The 21,125-nt window shown below is 67.7% G+C and carries 12 protein-coding genes; 5 read left to right on the forward strand and 7 right to left on the reverse strand.

What is annotated here, in order from left to right; translation table 11 throughout:
• Positions 1-425: 425 nt before the first annotated feature.
• The 4 genes from tsaB to mrcB all read right to left on the reverse strand — a co-directional run bounded on the left by tsaB (position 426) and on the right by mrcB (position 6,748).
• Entirely contained in the window at positions 426-1,139 is a 714-nt protein-coding gene (gene tsaB / locus H3005_RS18215) for a tRNA (adenosine(37)-N6)-threonylcarbamoyltransferase complex dimerization subunit type 1 TsaB (protein ID WP_191078718.1), read from the reverse strand.
• A gap of 9 nt (positions 1,140-1,148) precedes the next feature.
• Complete coding sequence (locus H3005_RS18220) at positions 1,149-3,197, reverse strand: ATP-dependent DNA helicase (RefSeq protein ID WP_191078719.1); 2,049 nt, start codon at positions 3,195-3,197, stop codon at positions 1,149-1,151.
• A gap of 579 nt (positions 3,198-3,776) precedes the next feature.
• Positions 3,777-4,313 (reverse strand): hypothetical protein, encoded by a 537-nt coding sequence (locus tag H3005_RS18225; protein ID WP_100553286.1) that lies wholly within the window; start codon positions 4,311-4,313, stop codon positions 3,777-3,779.
• Positions 4,310-6,748 (reverse strand): penicillin-binding protein 1B, encoded by a 2,439-nt coding sequence (gene mrcB, locus H3005_RS18230; RefSeq protein WP_191078720.1) that lies wholly within the window; start codon positions 6,746-6,748, stop codon positions 4,310-4,312. Before mrcB ends, H3005_RS18225 begins: the two co-directional genes overlap by 4 nt.
• 95 nt (positions 6,749-6,843) lie before the next feature.
• On the opposite strand from mrcB, the gene H3005_RS18235 reads away from it, so the two are divergent.
• Positions 6,844-8,943 (forward strand): glycosyltransferase, encoded by a 2,100-nt coding sequence (locus H3005_RS18235; protein WP_100553288.1) that lies wholly within the window; start codon positions 6,844-6,846, stop codon positions 8,941-8,943.
• On the opposite strand, the gene H3005_RS18240 is transcribed toward H3005_RS18235, so the two are convergent.
• Positions 8,940-10,505, reverse strand: coding sequence for a hypothetical protein (locus tag H3005_RS18240; protein ID WP_100553289.1), 1,566 nt, complete (start codon positions 10,503-10,505; stop codon positions 8,940-8,942). The genes H3005_RS18235 and H3005_RS18240 overlap by 4 nt on opposite strands.
• A gap of 30 nt (positions 10,506-10,535) precedes the next feature.
• A complete protein-coding gene (locus H3005_RS18245; RefSeq protein ID WP_165780994.1) occupies positions 10,536-12,692 on the reverse strand; it encodes a bifunctional (p)ppGpp synthetase/guanosine-3',5'-bis(diphosphate) 3'-pyrophosphohydrolase in 2,157 nt (718 codons plus the stop codon).
• A gap of 130 nt (positions 12,693-12,822) precedes the next feature.
• Between H3005_RS18245 and H3005_RS18250 the strand changes: the two genes are divergently transcribed.
• Entirely contained in the window at positions 12,823-13,359 is a 537-nt protein-coding gene (locus H3005_RS18250; protein WP_100553291.1) for a hypothetical protein, read from the forward strand.
• Between the two features lie 107 nt (positions 13,360-13,466).
• Here H3005_RS18250 and hrpA read toward each other — a convergent pair whose 3' ends face one another.
• The gene (hrpA, locus tag H3005_RS18255; protein WP_191078721.1) at positions 13,467-17,552 is read right to left on the reverse strand and encodes an ATP-dependent RNA helicase HrpA; all 4,086 of its coding nucleotides are present in this window, start codon (positions 17,550-17,552) and stop codon (positions 13,467-13,469) included.
• An 86-nt stretch (positions 17,553-17,638) separates the two neighbouring features.
• On the opposite strand from hrpA, the gene H3005_RS18260 reads away from it, so the two are divergent.
• From H3005_RS18260 to H3005_RS18270, 3 genes are all read left to right on the forward strand, one after another.
• Positions 17,639-18,187 carry a Dps family protein gene (locus H3005_RS18260; RefSeq protein ID WP_025879374.1) on the forward strand — a complete coding sequence of 183 codons (549 nt, stop codon included), beginning with the start codon at positions 17,639-17,641 and terminating at the stop codon, positions 18,185-18,187.
• Positions 18,188-18,748: 561 nt separating this feature from the next.
• The gene (gene recQ / locus H3005_RS18265; protein WP_099818829.1) at positions 18,749-20,554 is read left to right on the forward strand and encodes a DNA helicase RecQ; all 1,806 of its coding nucleotides are present in this window, start codon (positions 18,749-18,751) and stop codon (positions 20,552-20,554) included.
• A gap of 164 nt (positions 20,555-20,718) precedes the next feature.
• Complete coding sequence (locus H3005_RS18270; RefSeq protein WP_089236541.1) at positions 20,719-21,105, forward strand: CopL family metal-binding regulatory protein; 387 nt, start codon at positions 20,719-20,721, stop codon at positions 21,103-21,105.
• Positions 21,106-21,125 lie beyond the last annotated feature (20 nt).

Consider the following 21,125-nt stretch of genomic DNA (forward strand, 5'->3'; position numbering starts at 1 on the left):
GGGCGGTGTGGGCTTGCAGGACACGCCGTAAACCCGTCCATGGGGGCTCGATGGCGCCATCCATGGCGCCAACGGTCCTGCAAGCCCACACCGCCCCACCCCTGACAGATCGCGGCGCATCGTTGCTGTTGGTAGGTGTCGACCTTGGTCGACACGATGCATCCACGCCATGCCTGCACAGTAGATCCACGCCATGCGTGGATGTGAGCGAAGCGATCTGCTTTTGACTTTGATTTTGTTTTTTTGATTTTCCGTGGCGGACGCGCACGGAAACTGTCCGTGGCCGGGCGGGTGGGTTGCGCAGGGGCGTGAGCCGCATGGATGCGGCGACCGAGCTTACATGGACGTACTTGCAGCGTCCCCTGCGCAGCCCACCCGCCCGGCAAACCCACGGCTTCTGCTTTCAGCGACCCGCCACGAGGGGCTCAGCCGTTGGCTTTCGCCTTCGCGTCCCGCGCAGCCTGCTGCTCGACCAGCGTCAGCGCCACGTTGTCACGCAGGTACGCCGGCTCGACCTTCTCCGCAGCAATGCCTTCGCCGCGTGCGAACGCCGGCACCGCCAGTGCCAGCACATCTGCTGCATGCGGCAGCGCCGTCGCATCGAAGCGGTGCAGACCCGCACCCAGCTGCGCGACCAGCGCGCCCTCCGCCGCGGCAAAACCGGTGCCGACCCCGTAGACGGATGCGTCTTCCGGCAACGACACCGCCGTCGGTACGCACACGCGCTCGGCATCGCGCGCCACCGGCAGTCCATCCACGCGCTCGAAACGTGCCACGTACAACTCGCCCATCCGCGCATCGATCGCCGACAGGATCTGCTTCTCTTCCATCGGCGCGCGCAGTGCCAGCACCTGTAGCGTCGACACCGGCAGCAACGGACGATCCAGCGCCAGCGCGATGCCCTGTGCCAAGGCGATCGCCAGGCGCACGCCGGTGAACGCACCGGGACCGCGACTGAGCGCGATGCCGTCCAGCTGGCGGCGGCTGATGCCGGCCTCGGCCAGCAGCTCCTCCGCCCATGGCAGGCTCAGTTCGGCATGCCGGCGGGGAGCGATCTCGAAGCGTTCCAGTACCTGCCCATCGACATGCAGGGCTACGGAACAGGCTTCGGTGGCGGTTTCAAAGGCGAGCAGTTTCATCGGATCGGGTCAGAACAGGGGGAACGTGGCACCGGGGGCCGGCTCCGGGCCCGCCACGGCGGCGGTCGGGGCTGCGGCATCTGCCACGGGGCCCCATTGTGGCGCAAAGAAGGCCTGCACATCGGCCAGTGCCCGCGTTCGCCGGAACGGCGGCAGCGACTGCAGGAAGACCTTGCCATAGCCACGGTTGAGCAGACGCGGGTCGCACAGCACCAGCACGCCGCGGTCGGTCTCGCTGCGGATCAGCCGGCCAACCCCCTGCTTCAGGGCAATGACCGCCTGCGGCAACTGCTCGTCGCGGAACGGATTGCCGCCCTGGGTACGGATTGCCTCCAGCCGCGCTTCATACACCGGATCGTCGGGCGTGGCGAAGGGCAGCTTGTCGATCACCACCACGCTCAAGGCCTCGCCGACCACATCCACGCCCTCGCGGAAGCTGGCCGAGCCCAGCAGCACGCCATTGCCGGATTCACGGAAACGCTGCAACAGGGTCGCGCGCGGCGCTTCGCCCTGTACGAACAGCGGCCAGGGTCCATCACGCAATGCCTCGGCTGCTTCGCGCAGCGCACGATGCGAAGCGAACAACAGGAACGCCCTGCCCTGCGACGCCTGCAGCACCGGACGCAGCACCTGGATCAATGCGGTTCCGAAACCGCGTGCGGCCGGATCCGGCAGATTTTCAGGCAGATAGCACAGTGCCTGCTCGGGCCAGTTGAACGGGCTGGGCTGCACCAGTGTCTGCGGATCGTCCAGGCCCAGGCGCGTGGCGATGTGCTCGAAGCCGCCGCCAACGGTCAGCGTGGCCGAGGTGAAAATCCATGCGGCATGGCTGCGCTCGCGATGTTCGCGCAGCGGCGCGGACACATCCATCGGCGTGCGCTGGCAGCGGAAACCGCGCGGGGTCAACTCGTACCAGAGCACGTCACCGGCGGCGGCGCTCGCTTCGGCGGGATCGGCATCGAAGTCGAGCGCGGGTTCTTCATCGCCCAGCCAGCGGCCCAGCCGCGAGATCGCCTCGCGCGCGCGCGCATGGCAGGCATCCAGGCCGGCAGCGGCTTCGCGCAACGGTTGCAATGCCTGCTCCAGCACCACCAGGCTGGACATCACCGCATCGAAACCCTCGCGTACCTGCGGCATCGCCAACGCCCGCCACTGCGTACCGCGCGCGGGCAAGCCTTCCATCGCAGCACGCAGCGCAGACAAGGCCTGCTGCAGATGATCGACCGGTTCCTGCAATGCCGACTGCGCGCCCCCCACGCCGCGCGCTTCAACCAGGCAGTCACGGCCCAGCTCCTGCCAGGGGCGCATGCCGAAGCCCTCGCCGAAGAACTGCGCGGCCAGCTCGGGCAGCTGATGGGCCTCGTCGATGACGAAGGCCTGCGCACCGGGCAGCAGCTCGCCGAAGCCCTCCTGCTTCAGCGCGAGATCGGCGAGCAGCAGATGGTGGTTGACCACGACCAGGTCGGCGGCCTGAGCACGCTGGCGGGCACGCACGACGAAGCAGTCATCCCAGAAGGGACACTCGTTGCCCAGGCAGTTGTCGACGGTGGAGGTGACGATCGGCAGCAGCGGCGAGTCATCGGCCAGGCCATCGAGTTCAGCGATATCGCCCGAATCCGAGCGGCCGGACCAGGCCAGGATGCGCTGGAACTGTGCCGCCTGTTCGGGGCTGGAGAATCGCGGTTCACCGCGTGCCTGCTGCAGGCGATAACGGCACAGGTAATTGCTGCGTCCCTTCAGCAACGCGCTGCGCAGGCCGACGCCCAGCGCCTGGCGCACGCGCGGCAGGTCACGGTGATAGAGCTGGTCCTGCAGCGCGCGGGTACCGGTGGAAATGATGGTGCGCATTCCGGACAGCAGCACCGGCACCAGATAGGCAAAGGTCTTGCCGGTGCCGGTACCGGCTTCAGCGAGCAGCAGGTCGCGCTGCTGCATCGATGCGGCAATGGCCTCGGTCAGGCGCAGCTGCGCAGGACGCGGGACGAATGCATCCAGATGGGAGGCGAGCGCGCCGCCTTCGCTGAGGGCTTCGCGGCTGGCATGGACAAGGTCGGACATCAGATGGAAAGGATACCCGGCCGGGCGCTGCCCGGCACCCGTTTCAAGCCGGAGCACAGGCAACAGCAACAGCAACAGCAACGGCTTGCGTTCATGGCTCTGGGTTGCTGTTGCGGGTTGGCGGGGGGCTGGGGGTTTGCGCGGACGCCGTGAACCCATCCATGGGGGCTTGGCCGCGGCATCCATGCCGCGGACACCCCGCAAACCCCCAGCCCCCCGCCTTCGACAGTTTCCCGGTGACGGGAGGCAAAGGCGGAGCAGAAGCGGTTGGTGTAACGGGGAAAGTAGAAGGGGTCGGAGCCGTTTTCCTTTGGAAAACGGCTCCGACCCCTCAGCAAGCGCGCGCAGCGCGCGACCCGCGTTTGATGTTGATTTTGTTCTTGCCTGCGGCGGCCGCGGGAAACTGTCCGTGGCCGGGTGGGTGGGCTGGGCAGGGGCGTGAGCCGCATGGATGCGGCGACCGAGCTTACATGGACGTACTTGCAGCGTCCCCTGCCCAGTCCATCCACCCGGCCAACCCACATCAGACCATCAGCCCGCCCGCCGCAGAGGGGGCAGCGCCCGATGGAGGGGAATACCTCAGTACCGCTTGATCCCCGGCACCGTGCAACCTTCAATCTGCGCATGCGCCGACACCGCATTCTCCTTCTCGCCCCGCGCCAGGCGCGCCTGTTCGATCGTCGCCCAGTGCCGACGGCACAGCGGCCCCGTCTTCGAACCCAGGTCCACGGCCTTGCGCGCGAACGTTTCCGCCTCCGCCCACTGGCCCTGCAGCAGCGCCAGTTCCGCGCGTTCCTGCAATACCGACGGATCACCAGCCACGATCTGCAACGCCTGGTCCAGGCTGCCGGCCGCGCCGGCCAGATCGTTGGCCTGGCGCTGGGTCAGCGCCGTCTGCCGCAGATCCTCGACCTGCGAATCGCGCAGCGGCTGCACCGACAGTTCCTTGTCATCCGGGCCCGCGGCGGCTTCCACGGCTGCCAGTCGCTGTGCGGGCGTGGTGGTGTCCACCGGCTTGACCACCTGCGGCGCGCTGCTCACGCAGGCCGCCAGGGCCAGGCTGAGGCCACTCAGGACCAGGGGCTGGAACAGCGAACGGATAGTCATCGGCATCATCGGCTTGGAGGAGGAGTCGCTGCAGCGGGTGCTGCGGCAGGTTCAGTGGCGGGTTCCGGTTTACGGTCGAGGCCGAACCAGCTGCGCCAGCCGCCGCCCTCGCCTTCGGCACCACCCTGCGCGTCCGGCACGGCGGCCGGTGCACACGGCTCGTAAGCCGGCGCGTAGCCGACCACGAACGGGAACCGCCGCGCGCCCGGGCAGCCCTCGTCGGTACTGTTGGTACCGGTCGCCGCAACCGGTTGCCAGTCAAGGCCCTTGTTGCTGACCTTCAACGGCGCGGTCGGCAGGCGCTGGAAGATGCCCGACCACACCCGCATCGCACCGGTGGCGCCGTACAGACCCGCCTGTTCGTTCTGGTCGTTGCCCATCCAGATCACCGCCAGATGGTCGCCGGTATAACCCGCATACCAGCTGTCGCGGCCATCGTTGGTGGTGCCGGTCTTGCCGGCCGGCTGCAGGCGGCCCAGGCCATCGGCATTCAAGCGTTGCGCGGTACCGCTGGCCACCACCTGCTGCAGGCCGATGCTGATCAGGTTGGCGGCGATGGAGTCACCTTCCTGTGCCGGTGCAGGCGTCTTGTCGTAGCGCTTGAGCAGCTTGCCCTGCGGATCAAGGACGCCACGCACCGCGTGCAGCGGCTGGATCTCGCCGCCCGATGCCAGGAACTGGTACAGCTGCGCCATCGCGTACGGGCTCTGGTCAGTCGAGCCGAGGATCACCGCCGGATTCGGCTCGGCCTTGATGCCAGCCAGCACATGGATCAACTGGGTCACCCGCTCCGGGCCAACCTGCATGCCCACGCGTACCGTGGCCTGGTTGTAGGAATGGGCCAGCGCGTCGATCAGGCGCACGGTGCCATGGCTGCGGTTGTCCGCATTGCCGGGGTTCCAGTTGCGGCCACGGCTGAGCTGCACGGTCACCGGCGAATCGTCGACCCAGCTGGCCAGCGAATAACGGTCCGGCTGCGCGAGTGCCAACAGGTACACGAACGGCTTGAGCAGCGAGCCGACCGGGCGCTGCGCCTCGATGGCGCGGTTGAAGCCGACCTCGGATACTTCGCGGCTGCCGATCACCGCCACCACGTCACCGTTGTGCACGTCGGTCATCACCAGGCCGGCCTGCAGCTCGGGCCGACGCTTGCTTTCCAGCGACTTGATGGTGCGCGTGACCGCGCCTTCGGCATAGGCCTGCGCGGACGGCGACATGCCGCTCATCACGCTCAGGCCGGCGCCCTGCAGGGCAGATTCCGGATAGTCGTGGCCAAGCTGACGACGCACCAGGTCGACGTAGGCGGGGAAGCGGTTGGCTGCCACCAGGCCCGGGGTCTTGGGCACGCCCAGCGGCGCCTTCAACGCACGCTGGTACTCGGCATCATCGATCAGGGTCGCCTCGTGCAGCTTGCCCAGCACGAAGTTGCGACGGTCCAGCGCACGCTCGGGATTGCGGCGCGGGTCGTAGTACGACGGCCCCTTGACCAGGCCGATCAACAGCGCGATCTGCTCGGTTTCCAGCGAGGAAAGATCGCGCCCGAACCAGAACTCGGCACCGGAGGACATGCCGTGGATCGCCTGGCTGCCGCGCTGGCCCAGATACACCTGGTTGAGGTAGGCCTCGAAGATGGTGCGCTTGTCATAGCGCGCTTCCATGATCAACGCATACAGCACTTCGTTGAACTTGCGGGTATAGGTCTGTTCCTTGCCGATACCCAGCAGGCCACTGCGGGCCAGCTGCTGGGTCAGGGTGGAAGCGCCCTGCCGGCTCTGCCCGCCGGAACGGACCGTCACCCAGACCGCGCGCGCGATGCCGGACAGATCGATGCCGTGATGGCGGTTGAAATCCTTGTCCTCGACCGCCTGCAGGCCAGTGACCAACAGGTCCGGGGCCTCGTTCATGCGGATCAGGCGGCGCTCTTCCTGCTTCTGCCCATACAGCGTGGCGATGCGCGCAGGATCCATGCGGGCCGCCTTCAGCGCCTTGCGGCTGTCGGCGTCGCGCAGCGAGGCGATGCTGCCGCCGGACAGCGACAGCTCGACCCGACGCGCCGCGACCTGGCCGTCGACATCGTTGTAGCCGCGGCTGGAGATGACGAAGCGGCCGCCCTGCACCGCATAGGTTGCCGGTTCCTTGCCCTGGCCATCATCGCGATAGGCCGAGGCGGCCAGCTCGGTCTTCAGGGTCGCCGCATCCATCGCCTTGCCGGGTATCAGCACCAGCGGGCGTGCATAGACGCGCGTCGGGATCTGCCAGCGCAGTTCACCGAAACGTTGCGTCACCTGTTGGTTCAGGTACAGCGTATAGGGGATCAGGAAACCCAATCCCAACGCGACCGCCGCCATGCTCCAGGTGATCAGCCGGCGGCGCCAGAGCGGACCGGTGTCCTGCTGGTCGTCGTCGAAATCGTCGATATCGTCTGAATCGTAGCGTCGGGGCACGGGAATGCGACAATGTAGGGTCTGGCGAGTCTACCCCAGCCGCTGCGGCAGGCGAATTCTCCCGGCCCCCCTGCTTAAGCTGGAGTTGCACCCGGATGGCGATGTCCCTGGCCGAAATCCGCTACCTGATCAATCGCCTGACCGGGCTGGCCCGCCGCAGCCTGGCCAGCCTGCGCACCCGCGGCTGGCGGGCCACCTGGCAGCGGATCCGCGTGCACAGCCAGCGCGCCGTCCCAGCACCGCGCAAACCGTTGTACCTGCCACCGGCACAGCCGTTCGCTCCCTTCACGGTGCCGACCAGCGATACGCCGGACGTCAGCATCGTCATTCCGGTCTACAACCACGTCGACCATACCCTGGCCTGCCTGCGCGCCCTGGCCGCGCACCCGCCGTCGGTGCCCTGCGAGATCCTCGTCGTGGACGACGGCAGCAGCGACGCGACGGTGCAGTGGATGCCGCAGATCAGCGGCCTGCGCTACGAAGTGCGCGAGCGCAACGGTGGCTTCATCGAGGCCTGCAACGATGGCGTGTCGCGCACGCGCGGTCGCTACGTGGTGCTGCTCAACAACGATACGGTGCCGCAGCCGGGCTGGCTGGAGGCATTGCTGGACACCTTTGCGACCGTCGCCGATGCCGGCCTGGTCGGCAGCCAGCTGCTGTACCCCGACGGCCGCCTGCAGGAATCGGGCGGGGTGATCTTCGCCGATGGCAGCGGCTGGAGCTACGGCCGTTTCGAAGCGGCCGATGATCCCCGCTTCGCCAGCCTGCGCGACGTCGATTACTGCTCCGGCGCCGCGCTGATGCTGCCCCGCGCACTGTGGCAACAACTGGGCGGCTTCGACACCCGCTACAAGCCGGCCTACTACGAAGACACCGACCTGGCCTTCCGCGTACGTGCGCAGGGCCTGCGCGTGCTGGTGCAGCCGGCCAGCCGGGTGATCCACGATGAAGGCACCAGCAACGGCACCGATACCGGCAGCGGCGTGAAGGCCTACCAGGTACGCAACCAAGGTGTTTTCGCAGCCAGATGGGCGGCTGAACTGGCCTCCCATCCGAAGGTCGGCGCGGTGCCCTCGCCGGCGCTGCTGCTGCGCGGCCGGCGCCAGGTGCTGATCCTCGATGAGGAAGTGCCGCGCCCGGAGCGCGACTCCGGCTCGCTGCGGCAGGTCAACCTGATCCGCCTGCTGTTGCAGGGCGGCGCCCACGTGGTGTTCGTGCCCACCCGGCGCGAACACGGCGGCGTGGCGACCGAAGCACTGCAGCGGATGGGCGTGGAAGTCTGGTACACGCCCTTCCTGGACGGTGTTGCAGGCTGGCTGCGCAGCCACGGCACCCGCTTCAACGTGGTGATGATGGTGCGCCACCACGTCGCCAACGAATGCCTGCCGCTGCTCAAACGCTATGCACCGCAGGCCCGCACCGTGTTCGACACCGTCGACCTGCACTACCTGCGCGAGCGCCGTGGTGCGGAAGTGGCGGGCGATGCTGGCCTGCTGCGCAACGCCGAACGCACCCGCGCCAGCGAACTGGCAGTGATGGACCGGTGCGACATCACCGTGCTGGTCAGCGCCGCCGAGCGCGAACAGCTGCAGGCCGATGCACCCCAGGTGCGGGTGGAGCTGATCTCCAACCTGCATGAGGTTGCCGGCGCGGGCGCGCCGTTCGCGCAGCGCCACGACCTGGTGTTCGTCGGCGGCTTCCGCCATCCGCCGAACCTGGATGCGATGGAGTGGTTCATCGGCGACGTGTTCCCGCGCATCCGCGGTGCGCTGCCGCAGGTGCGCCTGCATTGCATCGGTGCCGGCGCACCTGACACGCTGCAGGCCCTGGCAGCCAACCAGCCGGGCGTAGTGATGCATGGCTTCGTCGAAGACATCGTTCCGTACATGGACGGTGCCCGCATCGCCATCGCGCCGCTGCGTTTCGGCGCTGGCGTGAAGGGCAAGATCAATCTGAGCATGGCCCATGGCCAGCCCGTGGTCGGCACCACCTGCGCGGTGGAAGGCATGCATCTGCGTGCCGGCCAGGATGTGCTGGTGGCCGACGATGCAACGGGCTTTGCCGATGCGGTGGTCCGCCTGTACCAGGACCCCGTTCTCTGGCAGCAGCTGGCCGCCGCTGGCCTGGCCAACGTGGCCGAGCATTTCTCGCTGGATGCCGCGTCGGCGACCGTGCAGCGGGTGTTCTTCGACTAGTCGATGTGACCGCCTGCGTGCCGCAGGCGGTCCTCGAACGCGGCAAGCTCGGCCAGATCCGGCTGCAACCGCCGCACCTGCTCCACGGCCGAGGCGGCAAATTCCACATCCCCGCGGCCCAGCCGTTCGCTGCCGATCGCCAGCCAGCGCTGCGCCAGACGGGCACGCGCATCGGGCAATCCTGCGGCGGTCGGCGCCAGCGTCTGCCAGGCCTGCAGGCACGCACCTGCGGCCTGCACCCGGTTCTGTCGCAGGTTGTCATCGAAGCAGGACCTGCTGGCGGGCAGCAGACGCGCGGCCGCCGCCTTGACCCGGCTGTCGCGCGGCGCCAGTGCCTGCGCTTCGCGCAACGCATCGAAGGCGCTGTGACCGGGGGGGCTGATCCACTGCCCGGCACGCTCGGCACGATCGATCTGGCGCAACCGATCACGCAGCTGGCGCTCACGCTGGGCAGCGCTGATGCCCGGCTGCTGCAACGACTGGCGTGCCTGTCGCGCACGCTGCAGGCGCTGTGCCAGCTGCTGCTGCGCCGTCTGCGAGGCGCCCAGCCCTGCCGCCAGCGCAGCATCCTTGTCGGCCGCCTCGAACTGGAAGTCGTCAGCCCGCTTCTGGCTGCGCGCCAGCAACGCCTGCACGGTCTGCTCGCGCCCACGCAGTGCAGTGGGATCATCGGCGGTGACCGCCAGCACGGCCTGGAAACTGTCGGCAGCCGTCTCGAGCTGCTGACGTTTGAGCGCACGCTGACCTTGCTGCAGCCGCTGGTCGACGGCCTGGGCCAGCGCTTCCTGGCTGGCAGGAAGCTCGGAATGACCTGCATCGAACTGGCGTGCTCGCTGCAGGATCGCAGCCGCCGTGGCCAGTTCGCCGCGCGCGGCCTGGGCACGTGCCTGCTGCAGCAGGTCGCTCAATGCATCCTCGCGACCTTCCAGCGCAGGCAGATAGTCCGGCTGCAGCGCCAGCACACGCTGGAACAACGGCAGCGCGCTGCTATCGCCGTCGTCCAGCCGCCCGGCTGCAAAGGCATTGCGGGCCTGCGCAAGCAGCGCGCCGATGCCAGCGCCGGCACGACGACGCGCCTGCAGTTGCTGCGCCACCGCGTCTGCCTCGGCACGCGGCACCTGCAGCTCACGCGCCAACGCCAAGGCCTGCGCACTGCCGTCCAGGTCGCCCGCCTGCAGCCGCTCACGCGATTGCTGCAACGCCGCCGCGCCGGTGCGGGCCAGGCCCTGCCGCGCCTGCGGGCGGTCGCCATCCAGGGCCAGCACCGCCTGGTAGCGCTCGCGTGCGCCGCTGCCGTCGGCCGCAGTCAGGCGTCCTTCCGCCAGCGCGCGATCGCCCTCGGCCAGCAGTTGCTCTATCTGTGGCTCATCCCAGAACCAGTCGGCCAGCGGCTTGCGCACCAGCACCAGCAGCACGAACACCGCTGCAGCAGCCAACAGCGCCCAACGCCACACCCGGCGCGCATGGCGCGCCTGCAGCCACCACCAGCGGCTTTCGCGGCGAACGCGATCGAGCGCCGGATGTGCGGCGCCGTGTGAGCGATGCGGGGGCTCGCGTTCCATGCGTGCAGGGTAGCCGGGGCAGCGTGAAGCTCAGCCCAGACGACGCGCCTCGCTGACGCCCGGCAGCGCATCGAGCTTGCCCAGCAGATTCGACAACTGGCCGTAGTCGCTGACCTTCAGCCGCAGGCGCAGATGCGCGCGGCCGCTGTTGCGGACGTTGTCGCTGTGGATGTCCAGCACGTAGGCGTCTTCCTGTGCGATCAGGTTGGTGATGTCCTTCAGCAGCCAGCGGCGGTCAACTGCCTCGACCACCACGTCCACTTCATAGCCGCCGCCGGCCTGGCCCCATTCCACCGGCAGGATCCGCTGCGGGCTGGTCGCAGCCAGCCGCGCCAGTGCGACGCAGTCTGCACGATGCACCGTGACACCCCGGCTACGGGTCAGGTAGCCGACAATCGGTTCGCCTGCCACCGGCTGGCAGCAGCGCGCCAGCTGCACCAGCAGGTTGCCCACGCCCTGTACGGTGAACTTGGACTTGCCCAGGTTCTCGCGGCGCGCGGTCGGCCGCGGCAGGGTTGGCGGCGTGACCGGCTGGCTGGCCGCACGCTCGGCTTCCAGCAGCGAACGGCTGACCTGGTTGGGGCCGGTATCGCCGAGGGCGACCTGGATGTACAGGTCGTCGACACTGTCGGCATGGAATTTCTTCGCCGCCGCGGACAGGTCCGAATGCTGCAGGCCCAGCCGTTTCAGTTCGCGCTCCAGCAGCTCGCGCCCCGCCTGCACGTTGCGCGCACGGTCCAGCTTGTGGAACCAGCTGCGCACCTTCTCGCGCGAGCGGTTGCTGGCCAGGAAGCCGTTGGCCGGCATCAGCCAGTCGCGGCGCGGGTCGGCCTCCTTGCCGGTCAGGATCTCGACCCGATCACCGCTGCGCAGCCGGTAGGTCAACGGCACGATGCGGCCGTTGACCTTGGCGCCACGGCAGCGGTGCCCGACCATGGTGTGCACCTGGTAGGCAAAATCCAGCGGTGTGGCACCCTGCGGCAGGTCCAGCACCTCGTCCTTCGGGGTCAACGCGTAGACCCGGTCTTCGGTCAGCTCGGCATCGAGCGCGCCGGCCAGTTCATTGCCCTGCCCGTCCTGTGCCTGCTCCAGCAGCTGCCGCATCCAGGTGATCTTGCGATCGAACGACTTCTCCGCGCCCTTGCCTCCCTCCTTGTACTTCCAGTGCGCGGCCACGCCCAGCTCGGCCTGTGCGTGCATGTCGTGGGTCCGGATCTGCACTTCGATGGTGCGCCCTTCCGGGCCGACCACCGCCGTGTGCAGCGAGCGGTAATCGTTGGCCTTGGGCCGGGCGATGTAATCGTCGAACTCGCTCGGCACCGGCGCCCACAGCGCATGCACCACCCCGAGCGCGGCGTAGCAGGCGGCCACGTCGTCGACCATCACCCGTACCGCACGGATGTCATACAGCTGGTCGAAGGCCAGGCGCTTCTTCTGCATCTTCCGCCAGATGCTGTAGATGTGCTTGGGTCGGCCACTGACCTCGGCGTGGATGCCCTGCACGCCCAGTTCGCGCGACAGCACCTTCTTCACGTTCTCGACGTAGCGCTCGCGGGCGATACGCGTTTCGTCGACCTCGCGCGCGATGCGCCGGTAGGTGTCCGGTTCCAGGTGGCGGAACGCCAGGTCTTCCAGTTCCCATTTCAGTTGCCAGATGCCCAGCCGGTTGGCCAGCGGCGCATGGATGTCGCGGGTCAACTGGGCCAGCGCGCGGCGCTGCTCCTCATCGAGCTTGTCGGCCGCGCGCATGCGCGCCAGCTGCCGGGCCAGCAGGATCGGCACCACCCGCAGGTCGCGGATGATGGCCAGCAGCAACCGGCGCAGGCCCTCGCTGTTGCGGCCCGCCTCGCGACCGGCGTGCAGGGCCCACACCGGGTCGGCCGCATCCTGGCCGTCGAGCAGGCCGATCACCGCCGCCTTGTGGCTGCCCAACGGCAGTGTGTCGAGGTGGACGCGCAGGCCGGGCAGATCGAACAGCAGGGCCGCCACCACGGCGCCCTCGTCTGCCGAGAGCATCGCCAGCGCGTCCAGGGTATCGCCCAGCACCGACCAGCTGGCACGCATCTGCGGGTCGCAGTCCGGCGATTCCCAATGCCCGCGCAGGGCCTGGCGCAGCGGAGCAGGCAGCACGGCTGCCGAGGGACGGTTCAACAAGGCATCCAGGCCGGGGACGGAAGCGCGGTTCACAGCATCGAGCAGGCAAGACAGAAGCCCCTACACTAGCGCCGCAGCCGTTCAGGAACAATCGCCACGGCCACCATCGCCGGGAATGTGGACATGCCGCTACACTCGCCGACATCCACGGGAGAGTTCCGCCATGCCTTCGATCACCCTGCCTTTCCGCCCGCGCCTGCTGGCCTGTGCCGCCCTGCTGCTGTCCCTGTCGGCACCCGCGCTGGCCCAGCGCGTGGTGCAGGGTGACCTGCAGCAGCAGATGTCAGCGGCCGAATTCAAGGCCGCCGGCCTGGACAAACTCAATGCCGCCGAGCTGGCCACGCTGAACCGCTGGCTGCAGGGCAAGGTTGAAGCCGCCACCACCGAAGCCGTCGCTGCGGTGCGCGAAGAAGCGCGCGAGGAAGGCCGTCAGGAAGTGATCGTGAAGAACCGCGGCTTCTTCGACTTCGGCAGCAACGAGCCGATCAGCGGCGTGCTGCAGGGCGAATTCCGCGGCTTCGGCAAGGGCCGGATCTACGTGCTGGACAATGGCCAGCAGTGGGAACAGACCGATGCCACCTCGGTTTCCGGCGTACGCAAGCAGTCGCCGAAGGTCAGCATCAGCCCCGGGGTGATGGGCGTGTGGTACCTGAAGGTCGAAGGCGTGAACACCCAGCCCAAGGTGCGCCGCACCAAGTAACGGCGCCATCGGCCGCTACCGCCGGGACCCGCAGTAGATCCACGCCATGCGTGGATGGCATTCCGCTTGACCCCACCGGCGAGCACCCGGCGGGGTCGGGCCAAGGGTTACGAGGCCTGGCGCAGTGCGGTCACCCGCTGCGCCAGTTTCTTCGCCGAAACGCCGGTGCGTGCGCCCAGCTCCTGCGCGAACAACGACACCCTCAGTTCTTCCAGGTCCCAGCGCAGTGCCTGCCACTGCGGCCGCTCGCGCAGGCCCTGCCGCTCGCCCACCTGCAACGCCTCCAGGAACGGATGCAGTTCCAGCATGCGCGCCTGGTCACGCGGCGGATCGCGCTTGGCACGTTCGGTACGCAGGATCATCGCTTTCAGGTAGCGCGGGTACTGCGCCAAGGCGTCAGCCGGCGTGTCACGCAGGAAACCCGGATGGATCAGCCCGACCAGCTGCGCTTCCATGTCATCCAGATTGCCGCGCGCCCAGCCCATCAACGGCGCCTCCAGCATCGGCTTCAATTCGGCCACCAGGGCGAGAATCGATTCGGCCAGCTTCAACCGCTGCATGGCTTCGCCGAACAGCGTTTTTGCTGCGTGTTCGCGGCGCTGTTCGAATGCCACCGCATCGCGGATATCGCCCAGGCCGTCGGCCAGTACGGCATTCATCGCTGCATCGACCAGATCGCCACGCAGGCGCTCCTGGGTTTCGATCGAGGCGTACAACAGGCCGGTTTTCGCTGCGACCGGCAACTGCTTGCGTGCCTGCTTGATCTTCTCGCCCAGGCCGATCTCCAGCAGCCGGCGCACGCCGAGCGGGTGTAATTCCTCGGCCTGTTGGCGATCGGCGTAGATACGCAATGCGACGCTGTCACCCTCATCCTTCAGCGCGGGATAGGCCGGCACGCCGGCTTCGCCCGGCACCTGCAGCGGAATCGGCGTGGCCGGGAACGTGCGCAGACCATCGGCCGCCATCTCGCGCCCGGCACGCGCGGCGAACGCATCGCCGGCCTGGCCGCCGAATTTCGCACGCAGCACATCCAGATCGCGCGACGTCGCCAGCACCTTGCCCTGCTCATCGCGCAGGCGCAGGTTCATGTGCAGGTGCGGCTCGATTGAACCGGGCTCGAAATCGGTCGCGGCCACGCTTGCCCCGGTTGCCCGTGACAGGAAGCGCGCCAGCTCACCGGTGATCGCATCGGCGCTGGGTTGCGAGAACGCTTCGTAGAAGGCGCGCGCGAAATCCGGCGCTGGCACGTAGTTGCGCCGCATCGCCTTGGGCAGGCTGCGGATCAACGCCGCCGCCTTGTCGGCAACGAAACCGGGCGCGAGCCATCCCAACTGCACCGCATCCAGCGCGTTGAGCAGATGCAACGGAACGTCCAGGGTCACGCCGTCATCCTCGGCGCCCGGCTCGAAACGGTAGTGCAGCGGCAGCCGCGCCTGGCCCAGGGCCAGGTACTTCGGGTAGCGCTCCTGCTCGCTGCCTTCACCCGGCAGCAGATCCACCAGCGACCAGTGCAGTCCCTTGCGCTGTTCCAGCGGCAACGCCTTCCACCACGCATCCAGCCCGGACGCGGAGTGGATCTGCGGCGGCACCCGGTCCAGGTACCAGCGTGCCTGCCAGTCCTCGTCGGCGACGATGCCGGCACGGCGCAGCTTGGCTTCTTCCTCGCGGGCCTGCTCCAGCACCTTCTGGTTGTCCGCCACGAAGCTGGCACGGGTGTTGATCTCACCGGTCACCAGTGCCTGGCGCACGAAGATGTCGTGCGCTTCGCCGGCATTGATGCGGCCGTAATGCACCGGTTTCTTCGGTGCCAGCACCAGCCCGAACAGGCTGATCTGTTCGGAGGCCAGCACCTGGCCCTGCGCACGCGACCAATGCGGATCGAAGTGCTTGCGCAGCAGCAGGTGCGGCAGTTCGGCAATCACCCAGTCCGGCTCGATTGCCGCCAGGGTCATGCCCCATACCTTCTGCGTATCCAGCAGGTTGGCCGCCAGCAGCCACGGCGGCGGCCGCTTGGACAGCGTCGAGCCGGGGAACGGCAGGAAACGCCGCTGGCGCGGCGCCTGGAAATCGCCCTTCTCGCTGCGATGGCCGATCTGCGTGGGCAGGCCCGCCACCAGCGCCCGATGCAGGGTCTGGTAGGCAGTGGCGCGGACACGTTCGCTGTAACCACCGCCGTCGGGCACCTGGTCCTTCTGCGCACGCGCGGCGACCGGCGCGGGCGCCGTTTCGGCCTTGCCCTCGCGGGCCAGGCGCGCGGCACGGTGCAGCTGGCCACGGGTCGCCTTTACCGCAGTGGCATCGTCGCGTGCGGCTGGCGGGGCACTGCTGCCAGCCAGCAGCGGCGCCATCGATACCTCATTGGTCTCTTCCTTCCAGCCCAGTTCCTCGCACAGCAGGCGCAGCTGCCGGTGCAGCTCGCGCCATTCACGCATGCGCAGGAAACCAAGGAAATGGCGGCCGCACCAATCACGCAGCTTTGATTGCGTCAGATCCTCATGGGACTGGCGATAGGCATCCCACAGGCGCAACACACCGACGAACTCGGAGCGGCCGTCAGCGAACTGTGCATGTGCGTTGTCGGCGGCGCCACGCGCTTCGGGCGGTCGCTCGCGCGGATCCTGGATGCCCAGGAACGAGGCGATCACCAGCATCGGCCGCAGACAACCGGCCGCCTGTGCGGCCACCAGCATGCGTGCCAGCTTCACGTCCACCGGCAGGCGCGCCATCTGCTTGCCGATCGCGGTCAGATGGCGCTCACTGTCGATCGCCCCCAGCTCGGTCAGATGCTGCCAACCATCAGCGACGGCCCGCTCATCCGGCGCCTCAAGGAACGGGAAGTCCTCGATGCGGCCCAGGCCGAGCTGCAGCATGCGCAGGATCACCCCGGCCAGGCTGGAGCGACGGATCTCCGGATCAGTGAACTCCGGCCGTGCCTGGAAATCGGCCTCGGCATAAAGGCGATAGCAGATGCCCTCGGCCACGCGGCCACAGCGGCCCTTGCGCTGGTTGGCACTGGCCTGCGAGATCGGCTCGATGTGCAGGCGGTCAAGCTTGTTGCGCGGGCTGTAACGCTTGACGCGGGCGAAACCGGGGTCGACCACATAACGGATGCGCGGCACCGTCAGCGACGTCTCGGCCACGTTGGTGGCCAGCACGATGCGCCGGTTCGGGCCCGGGTTGAACACCCGGTCCTGGTCCTGGTTGGACAGCCGCGCGTACAGCGGCAGCACTTCGGTATTGCGGTACTTGCGCCGTTCCAGTGACTGGTGCGCATCGCGGATCTCGCGCTCGCCCGGCAGGAAGATCAGCACGTCACCGCGCGAATCCAGGCGGGTGATTTCATCGATGGCCGAGACGATGGCATCGTTGACCGTGCGCTCGCCCTGCTCTTCGCCCTCGCCTTCCAGCGCGCGATAGCGCACGTCCACCGGATAGGTGCGGCCTTCGACGCTGATTACCGGTGCGTTGTCGAAATGCTGGGCGAAACGCTCGGTGTCGATGGTCGCCGACGTGACGATCAGCTTCAGGTCCGGGCGCTTGCGCAGCAGCTGCTTGAGATAGCCGAGCAGGAAGTCGATGTTGAGGCTGCGCTCATGCGCTTCATCGACAATGATCGTGTCGTAGTTCGACAACCAGCGGTCGCTGGCGATCTCCGCCAGCAGGATGCCGTCGGTCATGAACTTGATACGGGTGTCTTCGCCGACCTTGTCGTTGAAGCGCACCTGGTAGCCCACCAGCTGGCCCAGTTCGCTCTGCAGCTCCTGCGCTACACGGCTGGCCACCGCACGCGCGGCGATCCGTCGCGGCTGAGTACAGCCGATCATGCCCGCCTGGCCACGGCCGGCGGCCAGGCACAGTTTCGGCAGCTGCGTGGTCTTGCCCGAGCCGGTTTCACCGGCGATCACCACCACCTGATGGTCGCGGATCAGCTGGGTGATGGTCTCGGCTTCACGCGCAATCGGCAGCTGTGGGTCCAGAGTAATGGCCGGCTGTTGTTGCGCCCGCGCCTGCCGGCGCTGCACCGAAACCTGCAAGGCCTGCTCGAAGCTGGCGGCCAGCGCCGCATCCTGTGGCTTGGCCTGGCAACGCGAGAGCATTCCCAGCAATCGTCCACGGTCGCGGCTCATGGCGCCGTCGATGGCGGCACGCTGTTGGCGCTGGCGGGACTGCGGCATTTTGTCGATAGCGTTCATCAATCGGTTCGTTTAAAACTTTGAATGCGACCAGTCATCAAGACTGATTTATTGTGAAGGCCAACGATTCCACAAGGAGGAACCCCATGGCGAAGACCAAGAGCACGACCAAGCCCAAGACCGGCAAGCAGAAGCTTGCGGCTTCCGCGCCGTCGGCCCCCAACATCGATATCGGGATCACCCAGGGCGACCGCAAGAAGATCGCCGACGGTCTGGCGCGGTTCCAGGCCGATGCGTTCACGCTCTACCTGAAGACCCACAACTTCCATTGGAATGTCACCGGGTCGATGTTCAACTCGCTGCACACCATGTTCGAGACGCAGTACACCGAGCAGTGGGCGGCACTGGACGATGTGGCCGAGCGCATCCGCGCACTGGGCTTCAATGCCCCGGGCTCCTACCGGGAATTTGCTGCGCTGACCTCGATCGTCGAGGAGCCGGGCCTGACCGACAGTGCGGACTGGCGTGAAATGGTACGCCAGTTGGTGGTCGCCAACGAAGCGGTATGCCGTACGGCACGTGAAGTGCTGGACGTGGCCGACGACGCTGACGACGCCCCGACCGAGGATCTGATGACCCAGCGCCTGCAGACCCACGAGAAGTACGCGTGGATGCTGCGTTCCCTTCTCCAGTAAGGGTTGAGGGTTCTCGGCAGGGCTGCGCCCTGCACCCGCAGAGGCAGCTGCAACTGCAACGGCAACGGCCAAAGCAGGAGCTGGTTTCCTGCGGGTTGGCGGGGTGGGTCCGGTTGCGGGGGACGCCGTGAATCCGTCCATGGAGGCTCGGTCGCGCCATCCATGGCGCTCACGCCCCCGCAACCGGACCCACCCCGCCTTCGACAGTTTTCCGCGATCTGCCTGCCCTTGTAGAGCCGAGCCATGCTCGGCTCTTTTCGTTTCGATCTCGAAATATTCGATTTCGATGGATTTTGATCCACGCATCGCGTGGATGGCCCCACCGTCACTGGCGATCTGTCGGGGGTGGGGCGGTGTGGGCTTGCAGGACCGTTGGCGCCATGGATGGCGCCATCGAGCCCCCACGGATGGGTTTACGGCGTGTCCTGCAAGCCCACACCGCCCTGCCCAGCCAGCAGACAGCCCAGAGCCGGCTGTCGCCTTTGACGTTGACGTTGCTCTGGCTCATGACAGGTGCAGGGCGCAGCCCTGCCGACTCCCCCGCCGGGGTAAACTAGCCGGATGGCTTCCCGTCCCGCGCACGACCTGCTCCGCCGCGTCTTTGGTTACGACGATTTCCGTGGTCCGCAGCAGGACATCGTGGAGCATGTGGCTGCCGGTCACGATGCCCTGGTGCTGATGCCTACCGGTGGCGGCAAGTCGCTGTGCTACCAGGTGCCCGCCCTGCTGCGTGACGGCTGTGGCATCGTCATCTCGCCGCTGATCGCCTTGATGCAGGACCAGGTCGAAGCCCTGCGCCAGCTCGGCGTGCGCGCCGAATTCCTGAACTCGACCCTGGACGCCGAAACAGCCGCCCGGGTCGAACGCGAACTGCTCGCCGGTGAGCTTGACATGCTCTATGTCGCCCCCGAGCGCCTGCTGACCGGCCGCTTCCTGTCGCTGCTGTCGCGCAGCCGGATCGCCCTGTTCGCCATCGATGAAGCCCATTGCGTGTCGCAATGGGGCCACGACTTCCGCCCCGAATACCGGCAGCTGACCGTCCTGCACGAGCGCTGGCCGGAGATTCCGCGGATCGCCCTGACCGCTACCGCCGACCCGCCGACCCAGCGCGAGATCGCCGAGCGCCTGGACCTGGCCGAGGCCCGTCACTTCGTCAGCTCCTTCGACCGCCCCAACATCCGCTACACCGTGGTGCAGAAGGACAACGCCCGCAAGCAGCTGAGCGACTTCCTGCGCAGCCATCGCAGCGAGGCCGGGATCGTCTACTGCATGTCACGGCGCAAGGTGGAGGAAACCGCCGAGTTCCTGTGCACGCAGGGTTTCAACGCCCTGCCCTACCACGCCGGCCTGCCCTCGGAAGTGCGTGCCAACAACCAGCGTCGGTTCCTGCGCGAAGACGGCATTGTGATGTGCGCGACCATCGCCTTCGGTATGGGCATCGACAAGCCGGACGTGCGCTTCGTCGCCCACACCGACCTGCCCAAGTCGATGGAAGGCTATTACCAGGAGACCGGCCGCGCCGGCCGCGATGGTGAAGCCGCCGAGGCCTGGCTTTGCTACGGGCTGGGCGATGTGGTGCTGCTCAAGCAGATGATCGAGCAGTCCGAGGCCAGCGAGGAGCGCAAGCAGCTGGAGCGGTCCAAGCTCGACCACCTGCTGGGCTACTGCGAATCGATGCAGTGCCGCCGCCAGGTGCTGCTGGCCGGTTTCGGTGAAACCTATCCCAAGCCCTGCGGCAACTGCGACAACTGCCTGACCCCGCCTGCGGCCTGGGATGCCACCATCCCCGCGCAGAAGGCTTTGAGCTGTGTGTACCGCAGTGGCCAGCGCTTCGGCGTCGGCCACCTGATCGACGTCCTGCGTGGCAGCGAGAACGAGAAGGTCAAGCAGCAGGGCCACGACAAGCTGAGCACCTACGCCATCGGCCGCGACCTGGATGCGCGCACCTGGCGCAGCGTGTTCCGCCAGCTGGTGGCCGCCAGCCTGCTGGAAGTGGACAGCGAAGGTCACGGCGGCCTGCGCCTGACCGATGCCAGCCGCGATGTGCTGACCGGGCGCCGGCAGATCAGCATGCGCCGCGATGCGGTCAGTGCCAGCACTGGTCGCGAACGTAGTGCACAGCGCACCGGCCTGTCGGTGCTGCCACAGGACCTGGCCCTGTTCAATGCGCTGCGCGGCCTGCGCGCCGAGCTGGCGCGCGAGCAGAACGTACCGGCCTTCGTGATCTTCCACGACAGCACCCTGCGCAACATCGCCGAACAGCGCCCGACCTCGCTGGACGAACTGGCCCGGGTCGGTGGCATCGGCGGCACCAAGCTCAGCCGCTATGGCCCGAGGTTGGTGGAAATTGTGCGCGAGGAAGGGTAGCGCCAACCGTACGCTGATGCCCCTGTAGAGCCGAGCCCGCGCTCGGCTGCCGTTCGCGCAGAAGCGGCCGAGCATGGCTCGGCACTACATTGGTGCAACTCCAACCTTGAACGCACCATTCAGCATGAAGTGCATCCGGCCCCGCTTGCGGCTAAATTGACGCCATGTCCCTCGCCTCGACCCTGCTCCGTGTCGTGCTCATGCTCAGCCTGTTGCTCAACGGGCTGAACGCGGCCATGGCTAGCGGGCACGAAGAGATGGGCCGCATGGCCCACGCCATGACCTCGGCGATGACCGATGAGGGCGACGCGGACTGCCACCACCACGCCGGCATGACCGCCGACGAGGCGCCGCAGGCCAAGGCCCCCGCCCATGACGCGCACTGCCAGATCAAGGACTGCGTGCGCAGCTGCGCCCAGCACCCGCTGCTGGCGGTGCAGGCACTGCCGTTCCTGGCTGGCCCGGGTCTTTCGTTGACTCCGCAGCCGATGCCTGCCAACGGCCGCCCGGCACCGCCGCTGCCGCCGATCTCACGCCCTCCCATCGGCTGATCCAACACGCCTCGTGCGCG

It is taken from the genome of Stenotrophomonas sp. Br8 (assembly GCF_014763005.1).
In the GTDB taxonomy this organism is placed as follows: Bacteria; Pseudomonadota; Gammaproteobacteria; order Xanthomonadales; family Xanthomonadaceae; genus Stenotrophomonas; species Stenotrophomonas lactitubi.

What these genes read in the sequence shown, in the direction of transcription:
- recQ (WP_099818829.1), top strand. Translation starts at nt 18,749, where the DNA reads ATGGCTTCCCGTCCCGCGCACGACCTGCTCCGCCGCGTCTTTGGTTAC.
- H3005_RS18225 (WP_100553286.1), bottom strand. Translation starts at nt 4,313, where the DNA reads ATGATGCCGATGACTATCCGTTCGCTGTTCCAGCCCCTGGTCCTGAGT.
- H3005_RS18235 (WP_100553288.1), top strand. Translation starts at nt 6,844, where the DNA reads ATGGCGATGTCCCTGGCCGAAATCCGCTACCTGATCAATCGCCTGACC.
- H3005_RS18220 (WP_191078719.1), bottom strand. Translation starts at nt 3,197, where the DNA reads ATGTCCGACCTTGTCCATGCCAGCCGCGAAGCCCTCAGCGAAGGCGGC.
- H3005_RS18270 (WP_089236541.1), top strand. Translation starts at nt 20,719, where the DNA reads ATGTCCCTCGCCTCGACCCTGCTCCGTGTCGTGCTCATGCTCAGCCTG.
- H3005_RS18240 (WP_100553289.1), bottom strand. Translation starts at nt 10,505, where the DNA reads ATGGAACGCGAGCCCCCGCATCGCTCACACGGCGCCGCACATCCGGCG.
- hrpA (WP_191078721.1), bottom strand. Translation starts at nt 17,552, where the DNA reads ATGAACGCTATCGACAAAATGCCGCAGTCCCGCCAGCGCCAACAGCGT.
- tsaB (WP_191078718.1), bottom strand. Translation starts at nt 1,139, where the DNA reads ATGAAACTGCTCGCCTTTGAAACCGCCACCGAAGCCTGTTCCGTAGCC.
- H3005_RS18260 (WP_025879374.1), top strand. Translation starts at nt 17,639, where the DNA reads ATGGCGAAGACCAAGAGCACGACCAAGCCCAAGACCGGCAAGCAGAAG.
- H3005_RS18250 (WP_100553291.1), top strand. Translation starts at nt 12,823, where the DNA reads ATGCCTTCGATCACCCTGCCTTTCCGCCCGCGCCTGCTGGCCTGTGCC.